General features: G+C 65.8%; 19 protein-coding genes and 1 riboswitch. Of the genes, 8 read left to right on the forward strand and 11 right to left on the reverse strand.

Annotated features, from left to right (window positions below):
* Positions 1–22 precede the first annotated feature (22 nt).
* Positions 23–134: riboswitch (TPP riboswitch) on the reverse strand.
* 43 nt (positions 135–177) lie between these two features.
* Positions 178–513, reverse strand: a complete 336-nt coding sequence (locus KYN89_RS15525; protein ID WP_429699547.1) for a DUF1328 domain-containing protein — start codon at positions 511–513, stop codon at positions 178–180.
* A 30-nt stretch (positions 514–543) separates the two neighbouring features.
* On the opposite strand from KYN89_RS15525, the gene KYN89_RS13190 reads away from it, so the two are divergent.
* Entirely contained in the window at positions 544–2,160 is a 1,617-nt protein-coding gene (locus KYN89_RS13190) for an AbgT family transporter (RefSeq protein WP_222825471.1), read from the forward strand.
* 4 nt (positions 2,161–2,164) lie between these two features.
* On the opposite strand, the gene KYN89_RS13195 is transcribed toward KYN89_RS13190, so the two are convergent.
* The 4 genes from KYN89_RS13195 to KYN89_RS13210 form a co-directional block, all read right to left on the reverse strand.
* Entirely contained in the window at positions 2,165–2,572 is a 408-nt protein-coding gene (locus tag KYN89_RS13195; protein ID WP_222825472.1) for a hypothetical protein, read from the reverse strand.
* A gap of 314 nt (positions 2,573–2,886) precedes the next feature.
* Positions 2,887–4,704 (reverse strand): DUF885 domain-containing protein, encoded by a 1,818-nt coding sequence (locus tag KYN89_RS13200; RefSeq protein WP_222825473.1) that lies wholly within the window; start codon positions 4,702–4,704, stop codon positions 2,887–2,889.
* Positions 4,705–4,840: 136 nt separating this feature from the next.
* Complete coding sequence (locus KYN89_RS13205) at positions 4,841–5,359, reverse strand: hypothetical protein (protein WP_222825474.1); 519 nt, start codon at positions 5,357–5,359, stop codon at positions 4,841–4,843.
* Positions 5,356–6,627: a metal-dependent hydrolase family protein gene (locus KYN89_RS13210; RefSeq protein WP_222825475.1), complete on the reverse strand. Its 1,272-nt coding sequence runs from the start codon at positions 6,625–6,627 to the stop codon at positions 5,356–5,358. The genes KYN89_RS13205 and KYN89_RS13210 overlap by 4 nt, the downstream gene beginning before the upstream one ends.
* A gap of 114 nt (positions 6,628–6,741) precedes the next feature.
* On the opposite strand from KYN89_RS13210, the gene KYN89_RS13215 reads away from it, so the two are divergent.
* A complete protein-coding gene (locus tag KYN89_RS13215; protein ID WP_248285218.1) occupies positions 6,742–8,796 on the forward strand; it encodes a S9 family peptidase in 2,055 nt (684 codons plus the stop codon).
* Between the two features lie 88 nt (positions 8,797–8,884).
* Here the strand turns inward: KYN89_RS13215 and KYN89_RS13220 are convergent, their stop codons facing one another.
* Positions 8,885–9,769 carry a MipA/OmpV family protein gene (locus KYN89_RS13220; RefSeq protein WP_248285219.1) on the reverse strand — a complete coding sequence of 295 codons (885 nt, stop codon included), beginning with the start codon at positions 9,767–9,769 and terminating at the stop codon, positions 8,885–8,887.
* Positions 9,770–9,899: 130 nt separating this feature from the next.
* Between KYN89_RS13220 and crtY the strand changes: the two genes are divergently transcribed.
* Genes crtY through KYN89_RS13245 form a run of 5 tightly spaced genes read left to right on the forward strand, consistent with a single transcriptional unit; the run spans position 9,900 to position 16,126 of the window.
* Complete coding sequence (crtY, locus tag KYN89_RS13225) at positions 9,900–11,111, forward strand: lycopene beta-cyclase CrtY (protein WP_222825477.1); 1,212 nt, start codon at positions 9,900–9,902, stop codon at positions 11,109–11,111.
* Positions 11,104–12,603: a phytoene desaturase gene (locus tag KYN89_RS13230; RefSeq protein ID WP_222825478.1), complete on the forward strand. Its 1,500-nt coding sequence runs from the start codon at positions 11,104–11,106 to the stop codon at positions 12,601–12,603. Before crtY ends, KYN89_RS13230 begins: the two co-directional genes overlap by 8 nt.
* Complete coding sequence (locus KYN89_RS13235; protein ID WP_222825479.1) at positions 12,600–13,193, forward strand: LOG family protein; 594 nt, start codon at positions 12,600–12,602, stop codon at positions 13,191–13,193. The genes KYN89_RS13230 and KYN89_RS13235 overlap by 4 nt, the downstream gene beginning before the upstream one ends.
* Positions 13,190–14,200, forward strand: a complete 1,011-nt coding sequence (locus tag KYN89_RS13240; protein WP_222825480.1) for a phytoene/squalene synthase family protein — start codon at positions 13,190–13,192, stop codon at positions 14,198–14,200. Before KYN89_RS13235 ends, KYN89_RS13240 begins: the two co-directional genes overlap by 4 nt.
* 33 nt (positions 14,201–14,233) lie before the next feature.
* Complete coding sequence (locus KYN89_RS13245) at positions 14,234–16,126, forward strand: acetyl/propionyl/methylcrotonyl-CoA carboxylase subunit alpha (protein ID WP_222825481.1); 1,893 nt, start codon at positions 14,234–14,236, stop codon at positions 16,124–16,126.
* 133 nt (positions 16,127–16,259) lie between these two features.
* On the opposite strand, the gene KYN89_RS13250 is transcribed toward KYN89_RS13245, so the two are convergent.
* Positions 16,260–17,552 (reverse strand): multidrug effflux MFS transporter, encoded by a 1,293-nt coding sequence (locus KYN89_RS13250; protein ID WP_222825567.1) that lies wholly within the window; start codon positions 17,550–17,552, stop codon positions 16,260–16,262.
* Between the two features lie 66 nt (positions 17,553–17,618).
* Here KYN89_RS13250 and dinB point away from each other — a divergent pair, with 66 nt between their 5' ends.
* Positions 17,619–18,758, forward strand: coding sequence for a DNA polymerase IV (gene dinB / locus KYN89_RS13255; protein WP_222825482.1), 1,140 nt, complete (start codon positions 17,619–17,621; stop codon positions 18,756–18,758).
* On the opposite strand, the gene KYN89_RS13260 is transcribed toward dinB, so the two are convergent.
* The 4 genes from KYN89_RS13260 to KYN89_RS13275 form a co-directional block, all read right to left on the reverse strand.
* Complete coding sequence (locus tag KYN89_RS13260; RefSeq protein ID WP_222825483.1) at positions 18,755–19,219, reverse strand: NUDIX hydrolase; 465 nt, start codon at positions 19,217–19,219, stop codon at positions 18,755–18,757. The two genes, dinB and KYN89_RS13260, sit on opposite strands and share 4 nt — an antisense overlap.
* A gap of 78 nt (positions 19,220–19,297) precedes the next feature.
* Positions 19,298–19,759, reverse strand: coding sequence for a Dps family protein (locus KYN89_RS13265; RefSeq protein WP_010236441.1), 462 nt, complete (start codon positions 19,757–19,759; stop codon positions 19,298–19,300).
* A gap of 137 nt (positions 19,760–19,896) precedes the next feature.
* The gene (locus KYN89_RS13270; RefSeq protein ID WP_222825484.1) at positions 19,897–20,448 is read right to left on the reverse strand and encodes a hypothetical protein; all 552 of its coding nucleotides are present in this window, start codon (positions 20,446–20,448) and stop codon (positions 19,897–19,899) included.
* Between the two features lie 19 nt (positions 20,449–20,467).
* Positions 20,468–21,460, reverse strand: coding sequence for a GGDEF domain-containing protein (locus KYN89_RS13275; RefSeq protein WP_222825485.1), 993 nt, complete (start codon positions 21,458–21,460; stop codon positions 20,468–20,470).
* Between the last annotated feature and the right edge of the window lie 173 nt (positions 21,461–21,633).

Here is a 21,633-nt window from a genome sequence, read left to right on the forward strand (position 1 = left end):
GGGCGGTGGCCGGGAGTTTTTTTTCCGAAAACCGCTCCCTCCCTCCGCCCGTATTACCGGGATCAGGTTCGACGGGTCGCGGTGTATTCCGCTCTCAACCTGCGTTTGCGCGGCAAGCTCCCCGGGGATGGCCGTGACTGTAGGGAACGCGATGCCCGGCGTAAAGCGGGCGCCGGATCAGTCGAGCGCGTCGCTCGCCTTTTTGCCCGCGAAAATGCCGAGCAGCAGGAAGACCACGAACAGCACCACCGCAATGATCGCGATCCAGACCGCGATATCGACGAAAGCGCCTGCAACTCCGCCGAAACCCAGGATCGCGGCGATAGCGGCGACGACGAGACACATGATGGCGAGTTTGATCATGCTGGTGAGAACCGTTGACGCGACCCGGGGTTCCCCTCGCCTCTCCAGGCCGAGACCCGTTCTGCCGAGGTTCAGGCGCACTCGGGCCTGTTCAGCTTTGCGCATCACCGACTTGCGCTTTTCGAGCCATTCGGGCCACAGCGCCCGCACGACCCCGCCGCCAATCCCGACGGAGCCATAATGACCGAATTTCCCCCGCCCGCAGACGATGGCCAGCCCGAAGCCGGGGTGCCCAGGAAGCGCAACGCCTTCACCCGCTTCCTCGACGGCGTCGAATGGCTGGGCAACCTCCTCCCCCACCCCGTCACCTTGTTCGCGCTGCTGGCGGTGGGCATCGTGCTGCTGTCGGGCCTGTTCGGCGCGCTGGGCGTTGCGGTGGTCGATCCGAGACCCGCAGGCGCGTCCGGTGTGGCCGATGACGGGATGATCCGCGCGGTCAGCCTGATGAACGTGGAGGGGCTGCAACGCATCTTCACCGGGCTGGTCGACAACTTCACTTCGTTTGCGCCGCTCGGCGTGGTGCTGGTCGCGATGCTGGGCGTGGGCGTGGCGGAGAAATCGGGGCTGCTGAGCGCGGCGGTGCGCAGTCTGGTGCTGGGCGCGCCGCCCAAGCTGGTGACCGTGGCGATCGTGTTCGCCGGGATCATCTCCAACACCGCGAGCGAGGTCGGCTATGTCGTGCTGATCCCGCTGGGCGGCGCGATCTACTACGCGCTCGGCCGTCATCCGCTGGCGGGCATGGCCGCCGCCTTTGCGGGCGTTTCGGGCGGCTATTCCGCCAACCTGCTGATCGGCACGATCGACCCGCTGCTGGCCGGGATTACCGAGGAAGCGGCGCAGCTGATCGACCCCGACTACACCGTGCTGGCGACCGCCAACTGGTATTTCATGGTCGCGAGCACCTTCCTGATCACCGCAATCGGCAGCCTCGTTTCGATCTACATCGTCGAGCCGCAGCTGGGGAAGTTCGATGCCTCCAAGGCCGATCCCGAGATTCTCGACGAAGGAATGATGCAGCCGCTCCAGAGCGAGGAGAAGAAGGGCCTGCGCTGGGCGGGCATCGCAATGCTCGGCGTCTTCGCGCTGATGGCGCTGACGCTGTGGCCCGAGTGGGGCGTTCTGCGCAATCTGGAGACGGGCGAGCGGATGGATTCGCCCTTCTTCGACGGGTTCGTGGTGTGGATCCTGATCTTCTTCGTCGTCATCGGCTATGCCTATGGGCGCGCGGCGAAGACGATGAAGACCGACCGCGACGTGATCGACGCGATGGCGGGCGCGCTCAGCTCACTGGGCCTCTACATCGTGCTGGTGTTCTTCGCCGCGCAGTTCGTCGCCTTCTTCGGGTGGACGCATCTGGGCGGGATCACCGCCGTCACCGGCGCGCAATTCCTCAAGGACACCGGGATGACCGGCCCGGCGATGTTCTTCGCCTTCATCGGCATCTGCGCGCTGATCAACCTGTCGCTTGGCTCGGCATCCGCGCAGTGGGCGGTCACCGCGCCGATCTTCGTGCCGATGCTGATGCTGATCGGCTATTCGCCCGAAGCGATCCAGGCGGCCTACAGGATCGGCGATTCCACCACCAACATCATCACCCCGATGATGAGCTATTTCGGGCTGATCCTGGCGTGGGCGACGCGATATCAGAAGGATCTGGGCGTGGGCACGCTGATCGCGATGATGCTGCCCTATTCGATCTGCTTCTTCATCGCGTGGTCGGTCTTCTTCTACCTGTGGACCTTCGCGCTCGGCCTGCCGGTGGGTCCGGGTTCACCGACCTATTACCCGGCGGACTAGCGGCTCAGAACGTGCCCAGCCGCGACAGCGCGATGAAGATGCACCCTGCGCCAAGGATCGCGGAAAGACCCGCCCACACCTCGCTCGCGCTCGCCATCAGCCAGCGACCGAAGGTGACGAAGCGTTCGCCCGCCGCCAGCAGCACGATGCCTTCCAGCACCAGCAGCCCGCCCAGCGCGGAGACCGCGATGAACAGCCAGTCGTCCGGCCGCCACGGCACCACGAGATAGATCACCGCGCCCAGCGTCAGCGTGAGAATCCCGGCGATGAAGCGCATGCCCGGCGACTGCTCGAAATCCTGCATCATCGCCTTCCACGTACCCGGCAGCCGCAGCTCGCCCATAGCGGCGGCGAAGGCGTAGATGCCGATGAACATGGCGATCCAGGCGGGAATGGTGTCGGCGGTGGCCATCTGCGGCGATTGCTCCTGTGATAATCGTGCCAAGCATCGCAAGAACCGGTCGCGATGCTGATGCGCCGCGCAGCGGGCAACGGGCCCGCGCGGCAGCTCGCCGCTCCGGTACCGCGCCCGGCCAGGTGCCACCGCCACATGATGCGCGTGTGACTCACCGCCGGAAATTGCGTAGTTAACAATTGTTTCTTGGCCGATGGCACACGCGTTCGCAAGCGGGCCGCTCCACCGCCGCACGACCGCCCCGTTATGCGACAGCCGCAGCCCGGTTTCTTATCAGGCGCAGGGAGGGTCAGTGCCCGCCCGGCGCGCGGTCAGCCGCCGCCGTTCGCGATCCAGCGGTCGATCTTTTCCTCCAGCACCGGCAGCGGCAGGCCGCCGGTGTTGAGCACCTGCGCGTGGAAATCCTTGATGTCGAACGCATCGCCCAGCTTGGCCTGCGCGCGCTCGCGCAGTTCCTGGATCTTCAGCGCGCCGATCTTGTAGGCCAGCGCCTGGCTCGGGATCGCGATATAGCGCTCCACCTCGGCGACCACTTCGGTGCGGGTCATGCCTGAATTTTCGAGCATGAAGTCGATCGCCTGCTCGCGGGTCCAGCCCTTGGAGTGGATGCCGGTGTCGACCACCAGCCGCATCGCGCGCAGCTGTTCGTCCTGCAACGTGCCGTACCGCGCCCACGGGTCTTCATAAAAGCCCATCTCGTTGCCCAGCGTCTCGGCATAGAGCGCCCAGCCTTCGACGAAGGAGGTCGTCCCGCCGAAGCGCATGAAGGCGGGCAGATCCTCGTTCTCCTGCGCCAGACTGATCTGGAAATGGTGCCCCGGCGCGCCTTCGTGGAGGTAGAGCGTCACATTGCCCGTCGTCAGGCGACTGGGCAGGTCGTAGGCGTTGAAGAAGAACGTGCCCGGGCGCGATCCGTCGGGGGTGCCCGACTGGTAGGAGCCGCCCGCGCTGAACTGCTCGATCGAGGGGTCGTAGGGTTCGATCTTGAGTTCGGACTTGGGGACCAGGCTGAACAGTTCGCCGATCTTCGCATCGACCTGCTTGCCGATATCGTAATAGGTCTGGGTCAGCGCCTCGCGGCTCTCCGGCTTGAACTGCTCGTCGGTGCGCACGTAGTCGAAGAACTCGCCCAGCGTGCCTTCGAAGCCGACCTCTTCCTTCAGCGCCTCCAGCTCACCCTTGATCCGCTCGACCTCGGAAAGGCCCAGCTGGTGGATGTAGTCGGCTTTGAGCGGCAGGGTCGTAGTGCTCTCGATCAGCTGTTCGTACAGCTTCGCCCCTCCCTTCATCTGGCTCAGGCCGACCTCCTCACGCGCGGCGGCAAGATATTCGTCGCGCAGGAAATCGCGCAGCCGTTCGTGCGCGGCGTAGATTTCGCGGGTCTTGGCCTCATAGGCGGCGGTTAGCCGGGCCTTGTCCGCGTCCGAGAAATCCTCGGGGAACATCGTGGTCGGGCCCATGAACTGCGATTCCGCGATCGGGATCGCCAGCTGCGTGTCGAGCTGCGAAATCACGTTGCCGATTGTCAGCTTGGTTTCGACCACGCCCGTTTCCATCCCTTCACGGAACTTCTCGATCGAGCGGTCGGTGATAGCGATATAGTCGTCGTGGCGGCTGAGGTTGTCTTCGTAGTTCGCGATGGTCTTGAACGGCGCCGCGCCGGTCCCGCTCGCGAAATTGGGGTAGAAGGTGTGGAAGCCGCTGAAGTGGTTGACCGGGCGCACCTCGGTCAGCGCGCGGATTTCCGGGGTTGCACCTTTGAGCGATTCATCCTGGTTGTACTTGAACACGTCGTAGGCGAGCTGGTCGGTCGGCGAGAGCTTGGCACGGTCGATCTGGTCGAGCAGCGCAACGTTGAGCTGCGTATCGCGCAGCGAGGCATAATAGCTCGCATCGGTCAGGTAGTCGCCCAGCCGGTCCGCATTGGTATCGTCGCCGCGGAACAGGCGGCTGAGCGGGTTGAGTTCGAGGCTGCGCGCATCGGAATCGGCGAACAGCGCGAACAGCTTGTCGTGTTCGGACTGCTGCGCGGCGACGGGCGCTTCCTCGTGATGATCGGCCAGCGCCACCCCGGGCGAGGCAAGCAGGGCGAGCGCGGCGGCTCCGGTCAGCAAGCGGCGGATGGTCATGTCGGTAGTCTCCCCCGGAATATAATCGCGCACGAGCCTAGGCTCTGGCGGCCCTTCCACCAAGCGCCTTCGATCAGCCGCATTGTGGCATCGACGGGCGGCGGCTATCACGATCCCACTTTCGCCCCGTCATCGCCTAGGCTGCGAGATGATGACCGAAGAGATGGGGGATCAGTTGGACGGTGCTCTCCACCTTTTCGAACGCGCCCAGCGGAACGTTGCGCAAAGCGGGGCGAACCGCTTTCTGCCCGAGCGCGTTGCCCTTGGTATGCCTGACCTCGCGATCGCCGAGATCGGGCAGGCCCTCCCCCGGCGCTCCCCCGAAAAAGCGATAGTGGTCGATTTCGAGCGTTCTGGGATCGTGCACCATCACGACCACACAGGCCGAAGGCTTGCGGGTCAACGCGGTCTGGATCGCATAGCGCGCGGCCCGCCCATCAATGTGCTTGGCCTTCAGCTGCACATGCCGAATCAGGTCGCCGACCTCGAAAACAACGTCGAAGCCGCCGTCATCCACCTCGCCGCGTGCCACGCTGAAATCGAAGCATTGCAGACGCCACAGCTCGCTGCACACTTCGGCCAGGAAGCGATGTTCCAGAACCTTTTCCCGCGTGGAGGAGCGCAGCGAGAGGGCCTCGACCCAGGGGTCGCTCACTCGATCACCCGGCCACGGACCATCGCGAAATCGACCTTCTCCAGCACCGTCACATCTTCCAGCGGATTGCCGTCGACCGCGATGATGTCCGCCGAATAGCCGGGCGCGAGGCGGCCGATCTGGTCGTCCATCTCCAGCACCTTCGCGGCGACGGTGGTGGCGCTGGCGAGCGCCTGCCGGTCGGTCATGCCCTGTGCGCGCATCAGCGCGAATTCGCCGGCATTGCGGCCATGCGCGAACACGCCCGCATCGGTGCCGAAGGCGATCGGCACGTTCCAGCGCAGCGCCTTGCCCATGAAGACGCGCGCGGTATCGGCCACGGCGCGGATCTTGTCCTCCACCACGGGGGTGTAGATGCCCTTGCCCAGCCGCTCGGTCACGCCCTGGAACGCCATCAGCGTGGGGACCAGCACGGTGCCGTTCTCGCGCATCGCGCGCGCCGCCGCCTCATCAAGATAGGTGCCGTGCTCGATCGTATCGATCCCGGCGCGGCTCGCCGCCTCGATCCCGCGCGCGCCGTGCGCATGGGCCATGACCTTGAGGCCGAGCGAGTGGGCGGTGTCGGCAATCGCCTTCATTTCCGCATCGCTGAAATGCGCCTCCAGCCCGCGCCCCTGCTGGCTGAGCACGCCGCCGGTGGCGGTGATCTTGATCACGTCGGAGCCGTTCTGGCTCGCCAGCCGCACCTTGGCGGCGCATTCGACCGGGCCGGTGCAGGTGAAGCCCGTGTCGAGCAGTTCGTTGACCTCGGGCCGGAAACCGTTGACGTCGCCGTGCCCGCCGATGATCGCCAACGGCACGCCCGCCGCAACGATCCGCGGGCCGGGAATCAGCCCCTCGGCCGTTCCGCGCCGCAGGGCGAAGGCGGTTTCGGGCCCGCTGCCCGCCTCGCGCACGGTGGTGAAGCCCGCCAGCGCGGTAAGCCGCGCGTTCTTCGCGCCCACGACCACGCCCCACTCGTCCGGCTCGACCGCTTCCTTCCAGAAATCGCCGCCGGGATCGCCGGTAAGGTGAACATGCAGGTCGATCAGGCCGGGCAGCACGGTCTTGTCGGCGAGGTCGATCACCTGCGCCTCGCCACCCGGCGTCTGGAGCCCGTCGACGATCGAAACGATCCGGCCATCCTCGATCGTGATGGTGGCAGGGCCGCTCGGCTCGCCATCGGCATCGCGGATCACCGATCCGGCATGGATCACCGTCACCTGCGCCAGCGAAGGCGTGCCCAGCAGCGCAGCAAACGCCGCCATCACCCAGACCAGTACCCGCATCGTCCTATTCCCCCTTTTGACCGGCCGCACGTTTGCGCACGCCGGATGGCTGGCTATAGCCTGCCGCACAGTTTGGCAAAAACAACCCAAGCAATACGAGAGGACCACCACAAGATGCACCACGCCACCCGCACTGCCCTGACCGCCGCCAGCCTGCTCGCCGGGGTGTCGCTCGCCGCGACCGCCCAGGCGCGCCCGATGACGCCGCAGGATGTGGCACAGCTGGAAAGCGTGGGCGCAATCGCCGTCTCGCCCGATGGCAGCCGCGTCGCCTACACCACCGCCAGCCTGCCCGACGTGGTTGCGGGCGAGGATAATGGCAGCACGCAGCAGCAGCTGAAAATGGCCTACGGGCCGGACAACACCCGGGTCTTCCTGCCCGAGGATGTCTCCGTCTCGACGGTCGAATTCTCGCCCGACGGGCGGATGGTCAGCTTCCTGTGGAGCAAGGACGACGAAGATCGCGCGGTCTGGGGCATCCCCGTCGATGGTGGCGCGCAGATGAAGCTCGCCGCGATCGAGGACGCCTCGGTCCGCAGCTACGCATGGGCGCCCGATGGCGCGACGCTCTATCTGCTGGCGAGCGCCGCCCCCGACACAGACCGCAAGGCAGAGGCCAAGAAAGGCTTCAACGCGGTGGTCTATGAAGAGGAAGAGCGGTTCAACCGCCTGTTCGCCGCGCAGGCCGGTGGCGAGGAGATCGACGCGAAGCCGCGCGAGATCGCCGTGTCCGGCTACGTCACCTCGTTCAAGCTGACGCCCGACGGCAAGCTCGGCATTGTCGAAAGCCAGCCGACCCCGCGGATCGACGACACCTATACCGCCAGCCGGGTCAACATCATCGATCTGGGCACGGGCCGCGTGCTGCGGACGGTCGAAACGCCGGGCAAGCTGGGCGATCTGGAAGTCTCGCCCGACGGCAGGCAGCTCTCGCTGGTCGCCGGTATCGACCAGCACGATCCCGCCGCGACGACGCTGCATCTGGTGGATGTCGCCAGCGGTGCATACCGCGCGCTCAACGAGGGCGCGGCGGAAGCGGTCGGCGATACCGAATGGCTCGCCAATGGCCAGCTTGCCGCGATCGTGGACAAGGGCGCGGACACGATCCTGCGCATGTACAATGCCGATGGCAGCGTGGCGCAGGAAATCGACCCGGGCGAGCTGGTCCCGACTGCCCTCGAAAACGGCGGCAGCGATTCTCTGTTCGTGCGTGCCGACAGCCCGCGCCACCCCGGCGAACTGTTCGCGCTGAACGGCACCACCCTGACCCGCTGGACCAGCCACAACCCGTGGCTCGCCGAGATCGACTTCGGCACGCAGCGCACGATGACCTACACCGCGCGCGACGGACAGCAGATCGAGGGCATTCTGATCGAGCCGGTCGGCGGTGTGCCCAAGGGCGGCGCGCCGACGATCATGATGGTCCATGGCGGGCCGGAATCGCATTACACCAATGGCTGGCTGACCGGCTATTCGATGCCCGGACAGGTCGGCGCGGGTCAGGGCTATGCCGTGTTCCACCCGAACTATCGCGGCTCGACCGGCTACGGCACCGCGTTCTCCAAGCAGCACCAGGGCGACTATGCTGGCAAGGAATTCGACGACATCGTCGATGCGAAGCGTGCGCTGGTTGCCGAAGGCGTGACCGATGCGGACCGCACCGGGATCACCGGCGGGTCCTACGGCGGGTTCGCCAGCGCCTGGGGCGCGACCTATTATTCCAGCGAGTATGCCGCGAGCGTGATGTTCGTCGGCATCTCCAACAATATCAGCAAGTTTGGCACCACCGACATCCCGAACGAGATGTATCTGGTGCACGAGCGCAAGTGGCCGTGGGAGGAATGGGATCACCTGCTCGAACGCAGCCCGATCTACCACGTCGACAAGGCGGAAACCCCGATCCTGATCATGCACGGGGCAGAAGACACGCGCGTTTCGCCGACGCAAAGCTACGAGCTGTATCGCAACATCAAGGTGCGCAAGCCCGATACCCCGGTCCGCCTCGTGCTGTTCCCGGGCGAAGGCCACGGCAACCGGCGCGCGGCCAGCCGCTACGATTACAACCTGCGCATGATGCAGTGGTTCGACACCTATCTGAAGACCGGCGACCGCGATGCGCAGATGCCCGCTCCGCGCCCCGACCTGATGATCGAGGACACAAGCGAGTAACGCTGCCTACCAATTAAAAGGGGCGCGGAGGTTCAAGCCTCCGCGCCCCTTTTTCATGCGTTTGCGATGGTCAGCTCATCAGCTGGCGTCAGAAGGTGTAGCCGATCCCGCCGCCGATCAAGAACTGGTCGGCATCGCCGCGAAGCGCAACGAAGGGCGAATCCTTCGCATCGCCGATCATCCGCGAATAGCCGCCGATCGCGAACAGCGCGAGGCCACCATTGGTGAGGTCGCCGTCCAGATCATACCCGACCAGCAGGTTCGCGCTGAGCTTGTTGAAACCGGAACCGGCATCGTAGACCGGCAGGCCACTGGCGGTCGCCTGCGCAGGGGCGACCGAATAGTAGTATTCGTTGAACGCCTCGTCCCCGTGCTCCGCACTGAGCGACAGGCTGACCGCCGCGCCGCGGCTCACGGGCGTAAAATAGGTCACCGTTGGGTTGATAACCATCCCCTCGTGCGCGCCCGCGACATCCCACCGCACGTCGACATTGGCCGACAGGCTGTCGTACGGGTTGAGCACGCCCGAAACGCCGATGCTGGCGCTCGGCCCGACCTCGACTGCGGTATCCAGCTCGCCTGCTGCGGCGACCACCGGATCTTCGATATCGCCGGTCCGCGAGGTACGCAGGCGCACTGCAGGTCCGAACCCGAAATTGACCTTGCTGTCAGCGCCGTCGGGAATGAAATCGAGTGCGAAACCGGCCGCACGCGGGTTGATATCGATCCCCCCGAGGCTGCCCTGGATGATCGGCAACGGGAAGACCTCGTAATCGTCCGAGCCGTCGTAATCGGGCGCGAAACCGGCACCTACGCCGATCTGGACCCAGTCGCCGTCGAACACCGTACCCTCGGCAGAGCGGGCCGGAGCATCATCGTCCGGGCCGTCTTGCGCGAGCGCTGGCGTGGCCACCCCGGCACAGGCGAACGCGACCGCAGCGAACGTTGCGGGGGCGGGAAGAATTGAACGCATGGATTATCCCTCATGTTGCGCCCCATTGAACGGCGATGGAGAGGCATAGTTCCACGCAAAAGCGCATGATTGCGCGGACAACCGCAAGTTCAATTGCACCTTTTTCCCCAGCGCCCTACGAGCATTGGCGATGACACCGGCAACATCAGGGGCACGTGCCGACATCGCGATCCTTGGCGGCGGCCTCGCCGGCGGCCTGATTGCGCTCGCCCTGCGCCGGGCAGATCCGTCGATGGCGGTGGTGCTGATCGAGGCGGGCGAGACGCTGGGCGGCAACCACCGCTGGAGCTGGTTCGAAAGCGACCTGCCGCAAGGCGGCGCGGCGCTGCTCGCGCCCTTTCGCAAGATCCATTGGCCCGCGGGCTACGACGTGCATTTTCCCGAGCACTCGCGGCGGCTGGAGAGCACCTATTTGTCGCTCGCCTCGGCCGATTTCGACGCGGCGCTGCGGCGTGAGCTGGCGCAGTCGACCATTCACACGGGCCGCAACGTCGCCTCGGTCGATGCGCGCGGAGCCACACTGGAGGGGGGCGAGCGGATCGAGGCGCGCTGCGTGATCGACGCGCGCGGCTTCATCCTGTCGGACGCGTTCGAGGGTGGCTGGCAGGTGTTCATGGGCCGCCATCTGCGCACCGACGCCCCGCACGATGTCGACCGCCCGATCGTAATGGACGCGAAGGTCCGCCAGCACGACGCCTTCCGCTTCGTCTACACCCTGCCGCTCGCCGCGGACGAGCTGTTCGTCGAGGATACCTATTATCAGGACAGTCCGGTGCTCGACCGCGCGGCGCTCTCCAGCCGGATAGAGCGCTATTGCGATGCGATGGGCTGGCAGGGCGAGCCGATCGGGTTCGAGACCGGAGTGCTGCCGGTGATCACCGGCGGCGACCTTGCCCGGTACCAGCGGCAGGTTCGCGTGCCCGGCGTGACCATTGCGGGCGCGAGGGCGATGATCGCCCACCCGCTGACCAGCTACACCCTGCCCTTCGCGGTCGAGACCGCCCTGCTGGTGGCCGAGAACCGCGATCTTCCCGGCGAACAGATGGCCGCGCTGCTGGAGGCGCATGCACGCCGCGTGTGGCAGCGGACCGGTTTTTACCGGATGCTCGGCAAAATGCTGTTTGGCGCGGCGAAACCTGAGGAACGATATCGCATCTTCTCGCGCTTCTATCGCCTGTCGCCGGGATTGATCGAGCGGTTCTACGCCGCTCGGTCGACCACCCCCGACAAGCTCAGGGTCTTGACCGGCAAGCCGCCGGTCCCGATCCCCCATGCCCTGCGCGCGCTGGCATCGCATCGCCCGCCGCTCGCCCCACCAGAAGGAACTGCCGACAATGGCTGAAGGCCGTACAGCATGCGTTATCGGGGCCGGTTTCGGCGGCCTCGCGCTCGCCATCAGATTGCAGAGCGCGGGGATCGCCACGACCGTGATCGAGGGGCGCGACAAGCCCGGCGGGCGCGCCTATTACTGGGAGAAGGACGCCGATGCAGGCACCTTCACCTTCGACGGCGGGCCCACGGTCGTCACAGATCCCGACTGCCTCAAGGAACTCTGGGCACTCTCGGGCCACGACATCGCGCAGGATGTCGAACTGGTCCCGGTAAAACCGTTCTACCGCCTCAACTGGCCCGACGGCACGAATTTCGACTACTCGAACGACCATGAAGAGCTGTTCGCGGAAATCGCCAAGCTCAACCCCAAGGACGTCGAAGGCTACCAGCGCTTCCTCGAATACTCGGCGGGCGTGTATGAGGAAGGCTACGTCAAGCTGGGCACCGTGCCCTTCCTCGACTTCAAGTCGATGCTCAAGGCCGCGCCCGCGCTCGCCAAGAAGCAGGCCTATCGCAGCGTCTATTCGATGGTCTCCAGCTTCGTCGAGAACGAGAAGCTGCGCGAAGCGCTGAGCTTCCACACGCTGCTGGTCGGCGGCAATCCGATGAAGACGTCGAGCATCTACGCGCTGATCCACAAGCTGGAGATGGATGGCGGCGTGTGGTGGACCAAGGGCGGCACCAACCGACTGATCGCCGGAATGGTCCGCCATTTCGAGCGGATCAGCGGGACGATCCGGCTGGGCGACCCGGTGGTCGGGATCGAAGTCGACGACAAGCGCGCGAAGAGCGTGATGACGCAAAGCGGCTTCGTCCAGCGTTTCGACGCGGTCGCCAGCAATGCCGACATCATGCACTCCTACCGCGACCTGCTGGGCCGCTCGCAGCGCGGGTGGAGCATGGGTCGCCGTCTTGCCCGCAAGAGCTACAGCCCCGGGCTGTTCGTGGTCCATTTCGGCCTCGAAGGGACATGGCCGGGCATCGCGCATCACATGATCCTGTTCGGGCCGCGCTACAAAGGGCTGCTCGACGATATCTATTCCAACGGCGTGCTGCCGGAAGATTTCTCGATCTACCTCCACCACCCGAGCAAGAGCGATCCGAGCATGGCCCCGCCGGGGATGAGCACGTTCTACGCGCTGGTCCCGGTGGCGCACCAGGGCAAGCTGCCGGTCGACTGGGACGAGGTCGGCCCGCTGCTCGAAAAGCGCATCCTCGACGAGGTCGGCAAGCGGCTGGTGCCCGACATTCACAAGCGGATCGTGACCAAGTTCCACTACGCGCCGAGCGACTTCTCCGCCGATCTCAACGCGCACCTCGGCAGCGCCTTCAGCCTCGAACCCGTGCTGACCCAGAGCGCCTATTTCCGCGGCCACAACCGCGACGATGTGATCCGCAACTTCTACCTCGTCGGCGCAGGCACCCACCCGGGCGCGGGCATCCCCGGCGTGGTCGGCAGCGCCAAGGCGACCGCCGGACTGATGATCGAGGATCTCGCGTGAAGCCCAGCCTTCGCAGATTGGCGATCTATTGCGGTGCGGCCACACCGCCCGATCCGCGCTATATCGAGCTGGCACGCGACGTCGGTAGCGAGTTGGCGCGGCGTGATATTGGCGTCGTCTATGGCGGCGGTCGGCTCGGTCTGATGGGGGCGCTGGCGCAGGGTGCGCTCGATCAAGGGGGCGAAGTGATCGGGGTAATCCCGCACGCGATGGTGGAGCGTGAGTTCGCCAACCACGACTGCACGCAGCTGATCACGGTCGACACGATGCACCAGCGCAAGGCGCATTTCACCGACCTCGCCGATGGTTTCATCACCCTGCCCGGCGGCATGGGCACGATGGACGAGTTGTTCGAAGCCTTGAGCTGGGCGCAGATCGGATATCACGAAAATCCGGTCGGCCTGCTCAACGCCTTCGGTTTTTACGATGATCTTGTGCAGTTCGTAAACCGGATGGCGGATACGGGTTTCGTGCGTGCAACACATCGCGAGATCCTGCAGGTTGCGGACAATTTGCCGGAACTGCTCGACAAGCTTGCGTCTTATACGCCTAATACCCCGATCTATCGCATGAGCGCAGACCAGCTTTGAACCAGGCCCGCCCCCTCGTCCCTTCGCGTTTCGTGCGCCCCTCCATCCCCCGTCCCGGCGGCGGGCGCGATCGTGCGGGCCTCGTGCGCCAGTCGTACGAGGCGATCTCGGAAGGCTCGCGCAGCTTCGCCTTCGCTTCCAAGCTGTTCGACCAGGCCACGCGCGAGCGGGTGTGGATGCTCTACGCCTGGTGCCGCCGGTGCGACGATCTGGCCGACGCGCAGGAAAAGGGCGGCGAGCTTGGCGACCAGGCGGGGATCGAGGACCGGCTGCAGGCAATCAAGGTGCTGACCCGCCGCGCGCTGGCCGGCGAGCCGACCGCCGATGTCGCGTTCGATGCGCTGGGCCAGGTCGCGGGCGAGGCGGGCATCACGCTCGACATGGCGAACGAGGTGATCGCAGGCTTCGCGATGGACGCGAACGGCTTCAGCCCGCACAGCGAGAAGGAGCTGATGCGCTATTGCTACCACGTCGCGGGCGCGGTCGGCGTGCTGATGGCGCGGGTGATGTTCGCCCCCAACGATAGCTTCATCTACGACCGCGCGTGCGACCTCGGCCTTGCCTTCCAGCTAGCCAACGTGGCGCGCGACGTGATCGAGGATGCGGCAGCCGGGCGCTGCTACCTGCCCGACGAGTGGCTGGAGGACGCCGGGCTGACCCGCGAGAACTATGCCGACGAGGATAACCGCTTCGCGCTCGCGGCGGTCTCCGCACGGCTGGTCGACCGGATGGAAATGTACGAGGTCGCGTCCCGGCTGGGCGCGAAACACCTGCGTTTCCGCCAGCGTTGGGCGGTGCTCTCCGCCGCGCGCATCTACGGCGCGATCGGGCGCAAGGTCCGCGCACGCGGCCAGCTGGCATGGGATACCCGCACCTATGTGCCGTGGTACGAAAAGCTCGTCCATGTGATCGCCGCCTTTGGTGAGGCCGTCACGAAGCACGCGCCCGAGCCCGAGCACTGGCCGCCCTATACCCGCGACGATCTGCGCCCGGTTGCCGGGTGGTAGACCTGCCGCCCTCTTGGCGTTAGCGCTGCGGGCATGATCCAGAAGCTCCTGATCGCCAATCGCGGCGAAATCGCCTGCCGCATCATCCGCACCGCGCGCGAGATGGGCATTGCCACCGCCGCGGTCTATTCCGATGCCGACGCCAAGGCGCTGCATGTGCGCAGTGCCGACGAGGCTGTGCATATCGGCCCCTCGCCCGCTGCCGAAAGCTATTTGGTGGGCGAGAAGATCATCGCCGCCGCGAAGCAGACCGGCGCGGAGGCGATCCACCCGGGCTATGGCTTCCTGTCGGAGAATGCCGATTTTGCGCAGGCGGTGCAGGACGCCGGGCTGATCTGGGTCGGCGCGCCGCCCTCCTCGATCCGCGCGATGGGGCTTAAGGACGCGGCCAAGAAGCTGATGCGCGAGGCGGGCGTGCCCGTGACGCCGGGCTACGATGGCGACGACCAGAGCCCCGAGCGGCTGAAGCAGGAGGCCGACGCGATCGGCTATCCCGTGCTGATCAAGGCGGTCGCGGGCGGCGGCGGCAAGGGCATGCGCAAGGTCGACGCGGAGGGCGATTTCCTCTCCTCGCTCGAATCCTGCCGCCGCGAGGCGAAGGCCAGCTTCGGCAATGACGATGTGATCTTAGAAAAATGGATCACCTCGCCCCGCCATATCGAGGTGCAGGTCTTCGGCGACAGTCACGGCAACCACGTCCACCTGTTCGAACGCGACTGTTCCTTGCAACGCCGCCACCAGAAGGTGATCGAGGAAGCGCCCGCCCCCGGCATGGACGAGGCCACGCGCGAGGAAATCTGCGCCGCCGCCGTGCGCGCCGCCAAGGCGGTCGATTACGAAGGCGCGGGCACGATCGAATTCATCGCCGACGCGAGCGAAGGCCTGCGCGCGGATCGCATCTTCTTCATGGAGATGAACACCCGCCTGCAGGTCGAGCATCCGGTGACGGAAGAGATCACCGGGGTCGATCTGGTGGAGTGGCAGCTGCGCGTGGCGGCGGGCGAGCCGATCCCCAAAGAGCAGGACGAGCTGAGCATCGCCGGTTGGGCGATCGAGGCGCGGCTCTATGCGGAGGACCCCGCCAAGGGGTTTTTGCCGAGCACGGGCCGGTTGGAGTATCTTGACCTACCCGCTTTCAGGTCGAGGGTCGAAACGGGTGTGGAGCAGGGGTCGGAAGTCTCGCCCTTTTATGACCCCATGATTGCCAAGATCGTGTGCAAGGGGGACAACCGCGAGGACGCTATCTCCAATCTCCGCGAAGCAACGGCTAACACAAATGTGTGGCCGGTCCGGCAAAATGCGTGGTTTCTTGTTAGGTTGCTCGAACTGGACGAATTCAAGTCCGGGCAGATGACTACGGGCACCATCGGCGATCACATTGAGGAACTGACAGAAGAACCCCAGCTACGTAAATTAACACTTGCTCTACGAGTACGAGACCATCTCTACGAAGACCAATTCGGAAATGATCTCGCAAGGTTGGAAGGTATCGGTGGCTTCCGGCTCAATGCCGAACGAAAAGAAAGCATTCGCCTTTTGGTCAATGGCGAGGCTGTAGAAGTCACACCCCATGATGGTTGGGGTGATCCGCTACCTAGCGGCGGAGTAGGAACCTATCAGGCAGGCGACCTGGTTTTTGAGAACGGCGCAGCATTTCGGGTTCAACCTTATCGCCATGATGCCGGCGGATCGGCCTCCGCCGCGGATGGCGCGATCCTCGCGCCCATGCCGGGCAAGGTCATCGCGCTCGACGTGGCCGAGGGCGACAGCGTCACCGCAGGCCAGCGGCTGATGGTGCTCGAGGCGATGAAGATGGAGCATTCGCTCACCGCGCCGTTCGATGGCACCGTGACACAGCTTTCCGCCAGCGAGGGCGGTCAGGTGCAGGTCGAAGCGGTGCTGTGCGTGGTGGAGCCTGCGGAATAGGCCTCCAACCTCCCCTCCCCATGGGGAGGGGATCGAGGGGTGGGGGTTCTGAACTCTCGGGCTAGGGCAACACCCGCAACCCTGGCACACCCCTCCCCAACCCCTCCCCTCAAGGGGAGGGGCTTTAGATCGATCAATCCTCGCCCACCGGTGGGCCGAACAGCTTGCCGCGCTCCGCGAACAGCACCAGGCCGATGCAGATCAGCGCGCCGCCGAACAGCGCGGTCGCCAGCGGGATCGCGGTTCCATTATAGGCATAGCCGATGCTCGCGCCGATCACCGCTGCGGTAACCATCCGCAAGAAGGTCTGCACGCTTGCCGCCGCTCCCGCCGTCTCGCGGAAAGGCTGCATCGCGATCGAGCCGAAATTGGCACCGATAAAGCCGAGCAGCATCATGTTTGCCGCCATCAGCGGGACGAAGGTCCACAGCGTTTCCTCGGTCATGGTCGCGACGAACAGCTGCACCGCGGCCACGATCAGGAACAGGAACAGCCCGGTGTGGCTGACCCGGCGGGCACCGAAACGCTCGACGATCCGTGAGTTGGTCCAGCTGGCGACCGCCATCGCGCCCGCGCAGCAGGCGAAGATCGCGGGGAACCAGGGCCCCGCGCCGAATGCCTCTCCCACCAGCTGCTGCGCCGAGTTGATGAAACCGAACAGCGCACCGAAAATCACCGCACTGCCCAGCGTGTAGCCCAGCGCCTGCCGCATGGTCAGCGTGGCGCGCATGTTGCGCGCGATCACGCGCGGCTGGATCGGCTGCTTGTCTTCGGGATGCAGCGTCTCGGGCAGGTTGCGCCATGCCCATGCGCCCATCGCCACGCCCGCGACCGCAGTGAACACGAAGATCCAGCGCCAGTCGCCCATCACCATCAGCACGCCCTGCCCGATGCTCGGCGCGATCGCGGGCACCATCAGGAAGATGACGAAGATCAGGCTCATCATCCGGGCCATCTTGTCGCCGCCCACCCGGTCGCGGATGATCGCGGGCGGAAGCGCCACGATCCCCGCCGCGCCGAAGCCCTGCAGGAAGCGCAGTGTCAGCAGCGATTCGAAATTCCACGCCAACGCGCACAGCAGCGAGAAGGCGATGTAGAGCCCCAGCGCGGAGAACAGCACCGGTCGGCGGCCGTATCGGTCCGCCAGCGATCCGGGCACCAGCGCGCCCAGACCCGCCGCAAGCAGGTAGGCGCCGACCACGAACTGACGCGAATTGCCGCTTGCACCCAGATCGGTGGCAAGGTTGTCGAGCGCGGGGAGAACGGCGTCGATGCCCAGCGCGTTGAGCGCCATCAGCAGCGCCATCATCGCGATCAGCTGGCGCTCGCCGATCCGCTGGCCCGACGGCGGCAGCGCCGCAGGCGCGCGAGCATCTACGCTCTGCCGGTCGATCGACTCGCCGGGAGAAAATTGTTCATTTCGCATCTGCACAAAACCGCAGATGGCGTCGTCGGTTCCGCTTGGCAACCTGTGTGCTATCGCAGGCCCGCGATGAGCGAAGGCGCCACCACACCGGAAGATCGCGGCGAAGCGCCGCCGACGCGCAAGATCATCCATGTCGACATGGATGCCTTCTTCGCCAGCGTGGAGCAGCGCGACAACCCGGAATTGCGGGGCAAGCCGGTCGCGGTCGGCGGGGCGAGCGGGCGCGGCGTGGTCGCTGCCGCCAGTTACGAGGCGCGCAGGTTCGGCGTAAAATCCGCCATGCCATCGGTCACCGCCAAACGGCTTTGCCCGGACCTGATCTTCGTGAAGAGCCGCTTCGATGCCTATCGCGAGGCATCGGACCAGATCCGCGCGATCTTCCGCCACCATACTGATCTGGTCGAACCGCTTAGCCTCGACGAGGCCTATCTGGATGTCACCGTCAACAAGCTGGGCATCGCGTCGGCAACGCAGGTCGCGCAGATGATCCGGCAGGAAATCCGCGCCAAGACCCGCCTGACCGCGAGCGCGGGGGTGAGCTACAACAAGTTCCTCGCCAAGCTGGCGAGCGACCAGAACAAGCCCGACGGGATGTGCGTGATCCGCCCAGGCGAAGGCGCGGCTTTCGTCCAGACGCTGCCCATCCGGCGCTTCCACGGGGTCGGCCCGCGAGGAGAGGAGAAGATGGCGCGGCTCGGCATCGCCACCGGCGCGGACCTGGCCGCGAAGGACCGCGCTTGGCTGGCGCAGCATTTCGGCAGCTTCGGCGAATACCTTTACCGCGCGGCGCGCGGAATCGACGACCGGCCCGTGCGCGCCAACCGCATCCGCAAGTCGGTCGGCGGGGAACGCACCTTCTCGGTCGACCGGCACGAGGCGGAGGAGCTGCGCACCACGCTGGACGAGATCGTCGAGATCGTGTGGGAGCGGATCGAGCGGGCACAGGCGCGCGGCCGCACCGTCACGCTCAAGCTCAAATACAACGATTTCCAGCTGATGACCCGCGCCCGCTCGCTACCGCGCAGTGTAGCGGACAAGGCCGAATTCGCCGCGATCGGGCACGCGATACTCGATGAACTGCTGCCCCTGCCCCGCCCGATCCGCCTGATGGGCCTGACCCTCTCCAATCTCGAACGGGGCGCTTCCGGGGAAGAAGACGAGGGGCGATCCAATGATGCCAGCGGCGGTCAGCTCGCCCTGTTCTAGATCTTCAGCAGGTAAGCGATCCGCGCCTCGGCGAGGCCGCTGACCGGCTGCGGCGGGTCGTCCGGCATCGCGAAGCGCACCTCCACGATCTCGCGCCCGTCGGGTACCGGGGCCTCCGCGATCTCCGCCAGGAAAAGGTACGCAGTGTGCGGCGCGCCAGAAATGGTTTCGTGGATCGTGCCCAGTTCGCTGACCGGGCCGAGCGTCAGCCCCAGTTCCTCCGCCATCTCGCGCCGCGCGGCTGCCTCGGGCGCTTCGCCGCGCGCGATCCCGCCGCCCGGCAGGCTCCAGTCGGGCGGGCCATAGGTATGTCGGACGAACAGCACGCGGCCTTCGGGATCGCGCAGGATGACGCTCACACCGCGCAGCTGCGGCTTCGCCAGCCGCCGCCAGACGTGGCGCAGCCGGTGCGCGGCGCGCAGCGCGAGGCGGTGGAGCGAACGGGGCAGCAGCGGCGGCATGATGGATGCGCGATACAGAAAAGGGCCGACCCGGCATAGCACCGGATCGGCCCCTCTGGTTGCCAAGCTAACGGGGGATTAGCCGAGCGTCGACTTGAGGAACCACGCGCGTTCCTCCGCCATATCGGTCCAGTCGTCGAGCAGGCCATCGGTGGCATTATCGCCCGCCTCTTCGGCCAGCGGCTTCATGCCCTTGAGGCGCTTGATCATCGCGACGTTGTCGTCGTGCAGTTCCTTGACCATCGCATCGCCGTCGAGGTCAGTCGAATCCTGATCCTTGACCTGCGTCGCGCGGGCGACCGAACCGATCGAGGTCAGCGTCACCTCGCCCAGCTTGCGCACGCGTTCGCCGATCGCATCGATCTGGTCGCGCAGTTCGATCGCCTGCTCGTCGAACAGCAGGTGCAGGTCGCGGAAGCGCGGCCCCTTCACATGCCAATGGAAGTTCTTGGTCTTGAAATAGAGCGCGAGGTGGTCCGCCAGCAGGCCGTTAAGTTCCTGCACCAGTGCGGTTTTCGAATTGTCGCCAGCTTGAGCCATGTTTGGTCTCCTGTGTTATTTTATCGGGCCTTGGAAAGGGTCTCGTGAGGTCAACGGGGCAAGCTGCTCCCGGTTTCCTGCCAAAGCTTCGATTACTGTGATTGACTGCGCCTTCGCCCAATCGGAGGGATCGGCGCTCAGATAATCCCGCGTGCACCCAGCCCGATCAGCAGCCCGGCCAGAAAGACGATGCTCGCCATCACCAGCCGGAAGGCGCGCAGCGGCAGCGCCTGCAGTTCTTCCCCCAGCGCCCAGCCACCGGCCAGCGCCACCCCCGCCCCCGCACCACCGCCGAGCGCGACATAGGCGGGCAGCGCGGTTGCGGCGGCGAGCGCGAAGAGAAGGAAGCGCGCGGCATCGCCCCATTGCCGGGCGAGCAGCACGACGAAGGCCGCGAAGGGCGAGCGGGTCGGCTCTTTCGGTCGCTTGTCCCGCCCCGGCCAGACCAGCTCCACCGCGGCGACGACCAGCGCGATGGCGACCAGCATCCGGCGGGCAGCCTCGGGCAGCATCTGCGCGATCGCGTCGCCCGCCAGCGCCATGAGTCCGGCGGTAAAGACCGCAGCGACCAGCGCCGCCAGCAGGATGATCGCGCCGAGCGGCCCGGCCAGCCGGGCGACCAGCAACTGATCGCGCGCGCCGATGGTCAGGAGCAACGCTGCGGCAAAGCCGAAGAGGAAGGAGGACATGGGCGGGCGGTGCGCGCGGTCAGGCGGCGTCCGCCACACGGCCGCTCTCGGGCGCGATCAGCACCGTGTTGCGGCCCGCCTTCTTCGCCTCGTACAGCGCGTTGTCGGCCCGGCGCAGCGTCTCGTCGCTGGTTTCGGAATTGACCGCGACCCCGGCGGAGAAGGTGATCGGGCCCATCGGCTCGTCGGTCTCGCGCAGCTTGAGGTTGCGTTCGGCGAGCGTTTCCTTCGCCTCGGCCACGCGCTCCGCCAGCTTCTTTGCGTCGGGCACTTCGGCGATCACGAGAAACTCCTCGCCTCCCCAGCGCGCGACCGGCCACGGGGCGAGCGATTCGCTCAGCGCTTCGGCAACCAGCTTCAGCGCGCGGTCGCCCACCGGGTGGCCGTAGGTATCGTTGATCGCCTTGAAATGATCGATGTCGATGAGGCCGAGGCAATAGCGGACCTTGCGGATCTCCAGATCCTGAATGGTCGCGCGGGTCGCACGGCGATTGGGGATGCCGGTCAATTCGTCGACCAGCGCCTTGTTGCGCGCCTCGTCGAGATCGCGCTGGAGCCGGTCGATCCGGTTGGAGGCGTTGGACAATTCGCGCTCCGCCTCTTCCGCGCGATCGATGATGCGGCGGATCGCGCCGGTCAGATCCTCGCCCTGCGCGCCCTCGCGGATCACCTGGCTTTCCTCCGCGATATCGCGTCCGACCCCGTCCGCCTGACGTTTTGCCTCGCGCGCCAGCTCTCCGGCAGTGTTGAGAAAAAGTTCGACCGCTTCGTCGCGCGCAGCAATCCGCTCTTCGGGATCGTCGGAGGCAGAGGCGTGCTTGCCCATGATCTCGACGATCGTCTCCTGCTTCATGCGCATGCCGTTTTCGATGTAGGTGTCGGTTTCCTCGCAGATCACCTTGCTCGACCGGGTCAGGTAGAGATAGCCGAAGCGATAGTTCATCGGCGTGGGATCGAGCAGATTGCCAGCCAGAAACGTGAGCACGTCGCGCCCGATATTGTCCTTACCCATACCCCACTCGCCCGTCCGGTATCCTCATCGTGCCGCGCCCGATCATCCACGAGCCGCAGCGGCATTAACTATACGGCGCGTTGGTGAATTTTTATCTACGCCCGCACCCGCGGCGCAAATCCAAAAGTCTCAAAAGAGGGGATAATCGCGCCTCCCACTCGATCGCGCCATGG

Origin of the sequence: Alteriqipengyuania abyssalis (genome assembly GCF_019857185.1) — a bacterium.
Taxonomy (GTDB): Bacteria; Pseudomonadota; Alphaproteobacteria; order Sphingomonadales; family Sphingomonadaceae; genus Alteriqipengyuania; species Alteriqipengyuania abyssalis.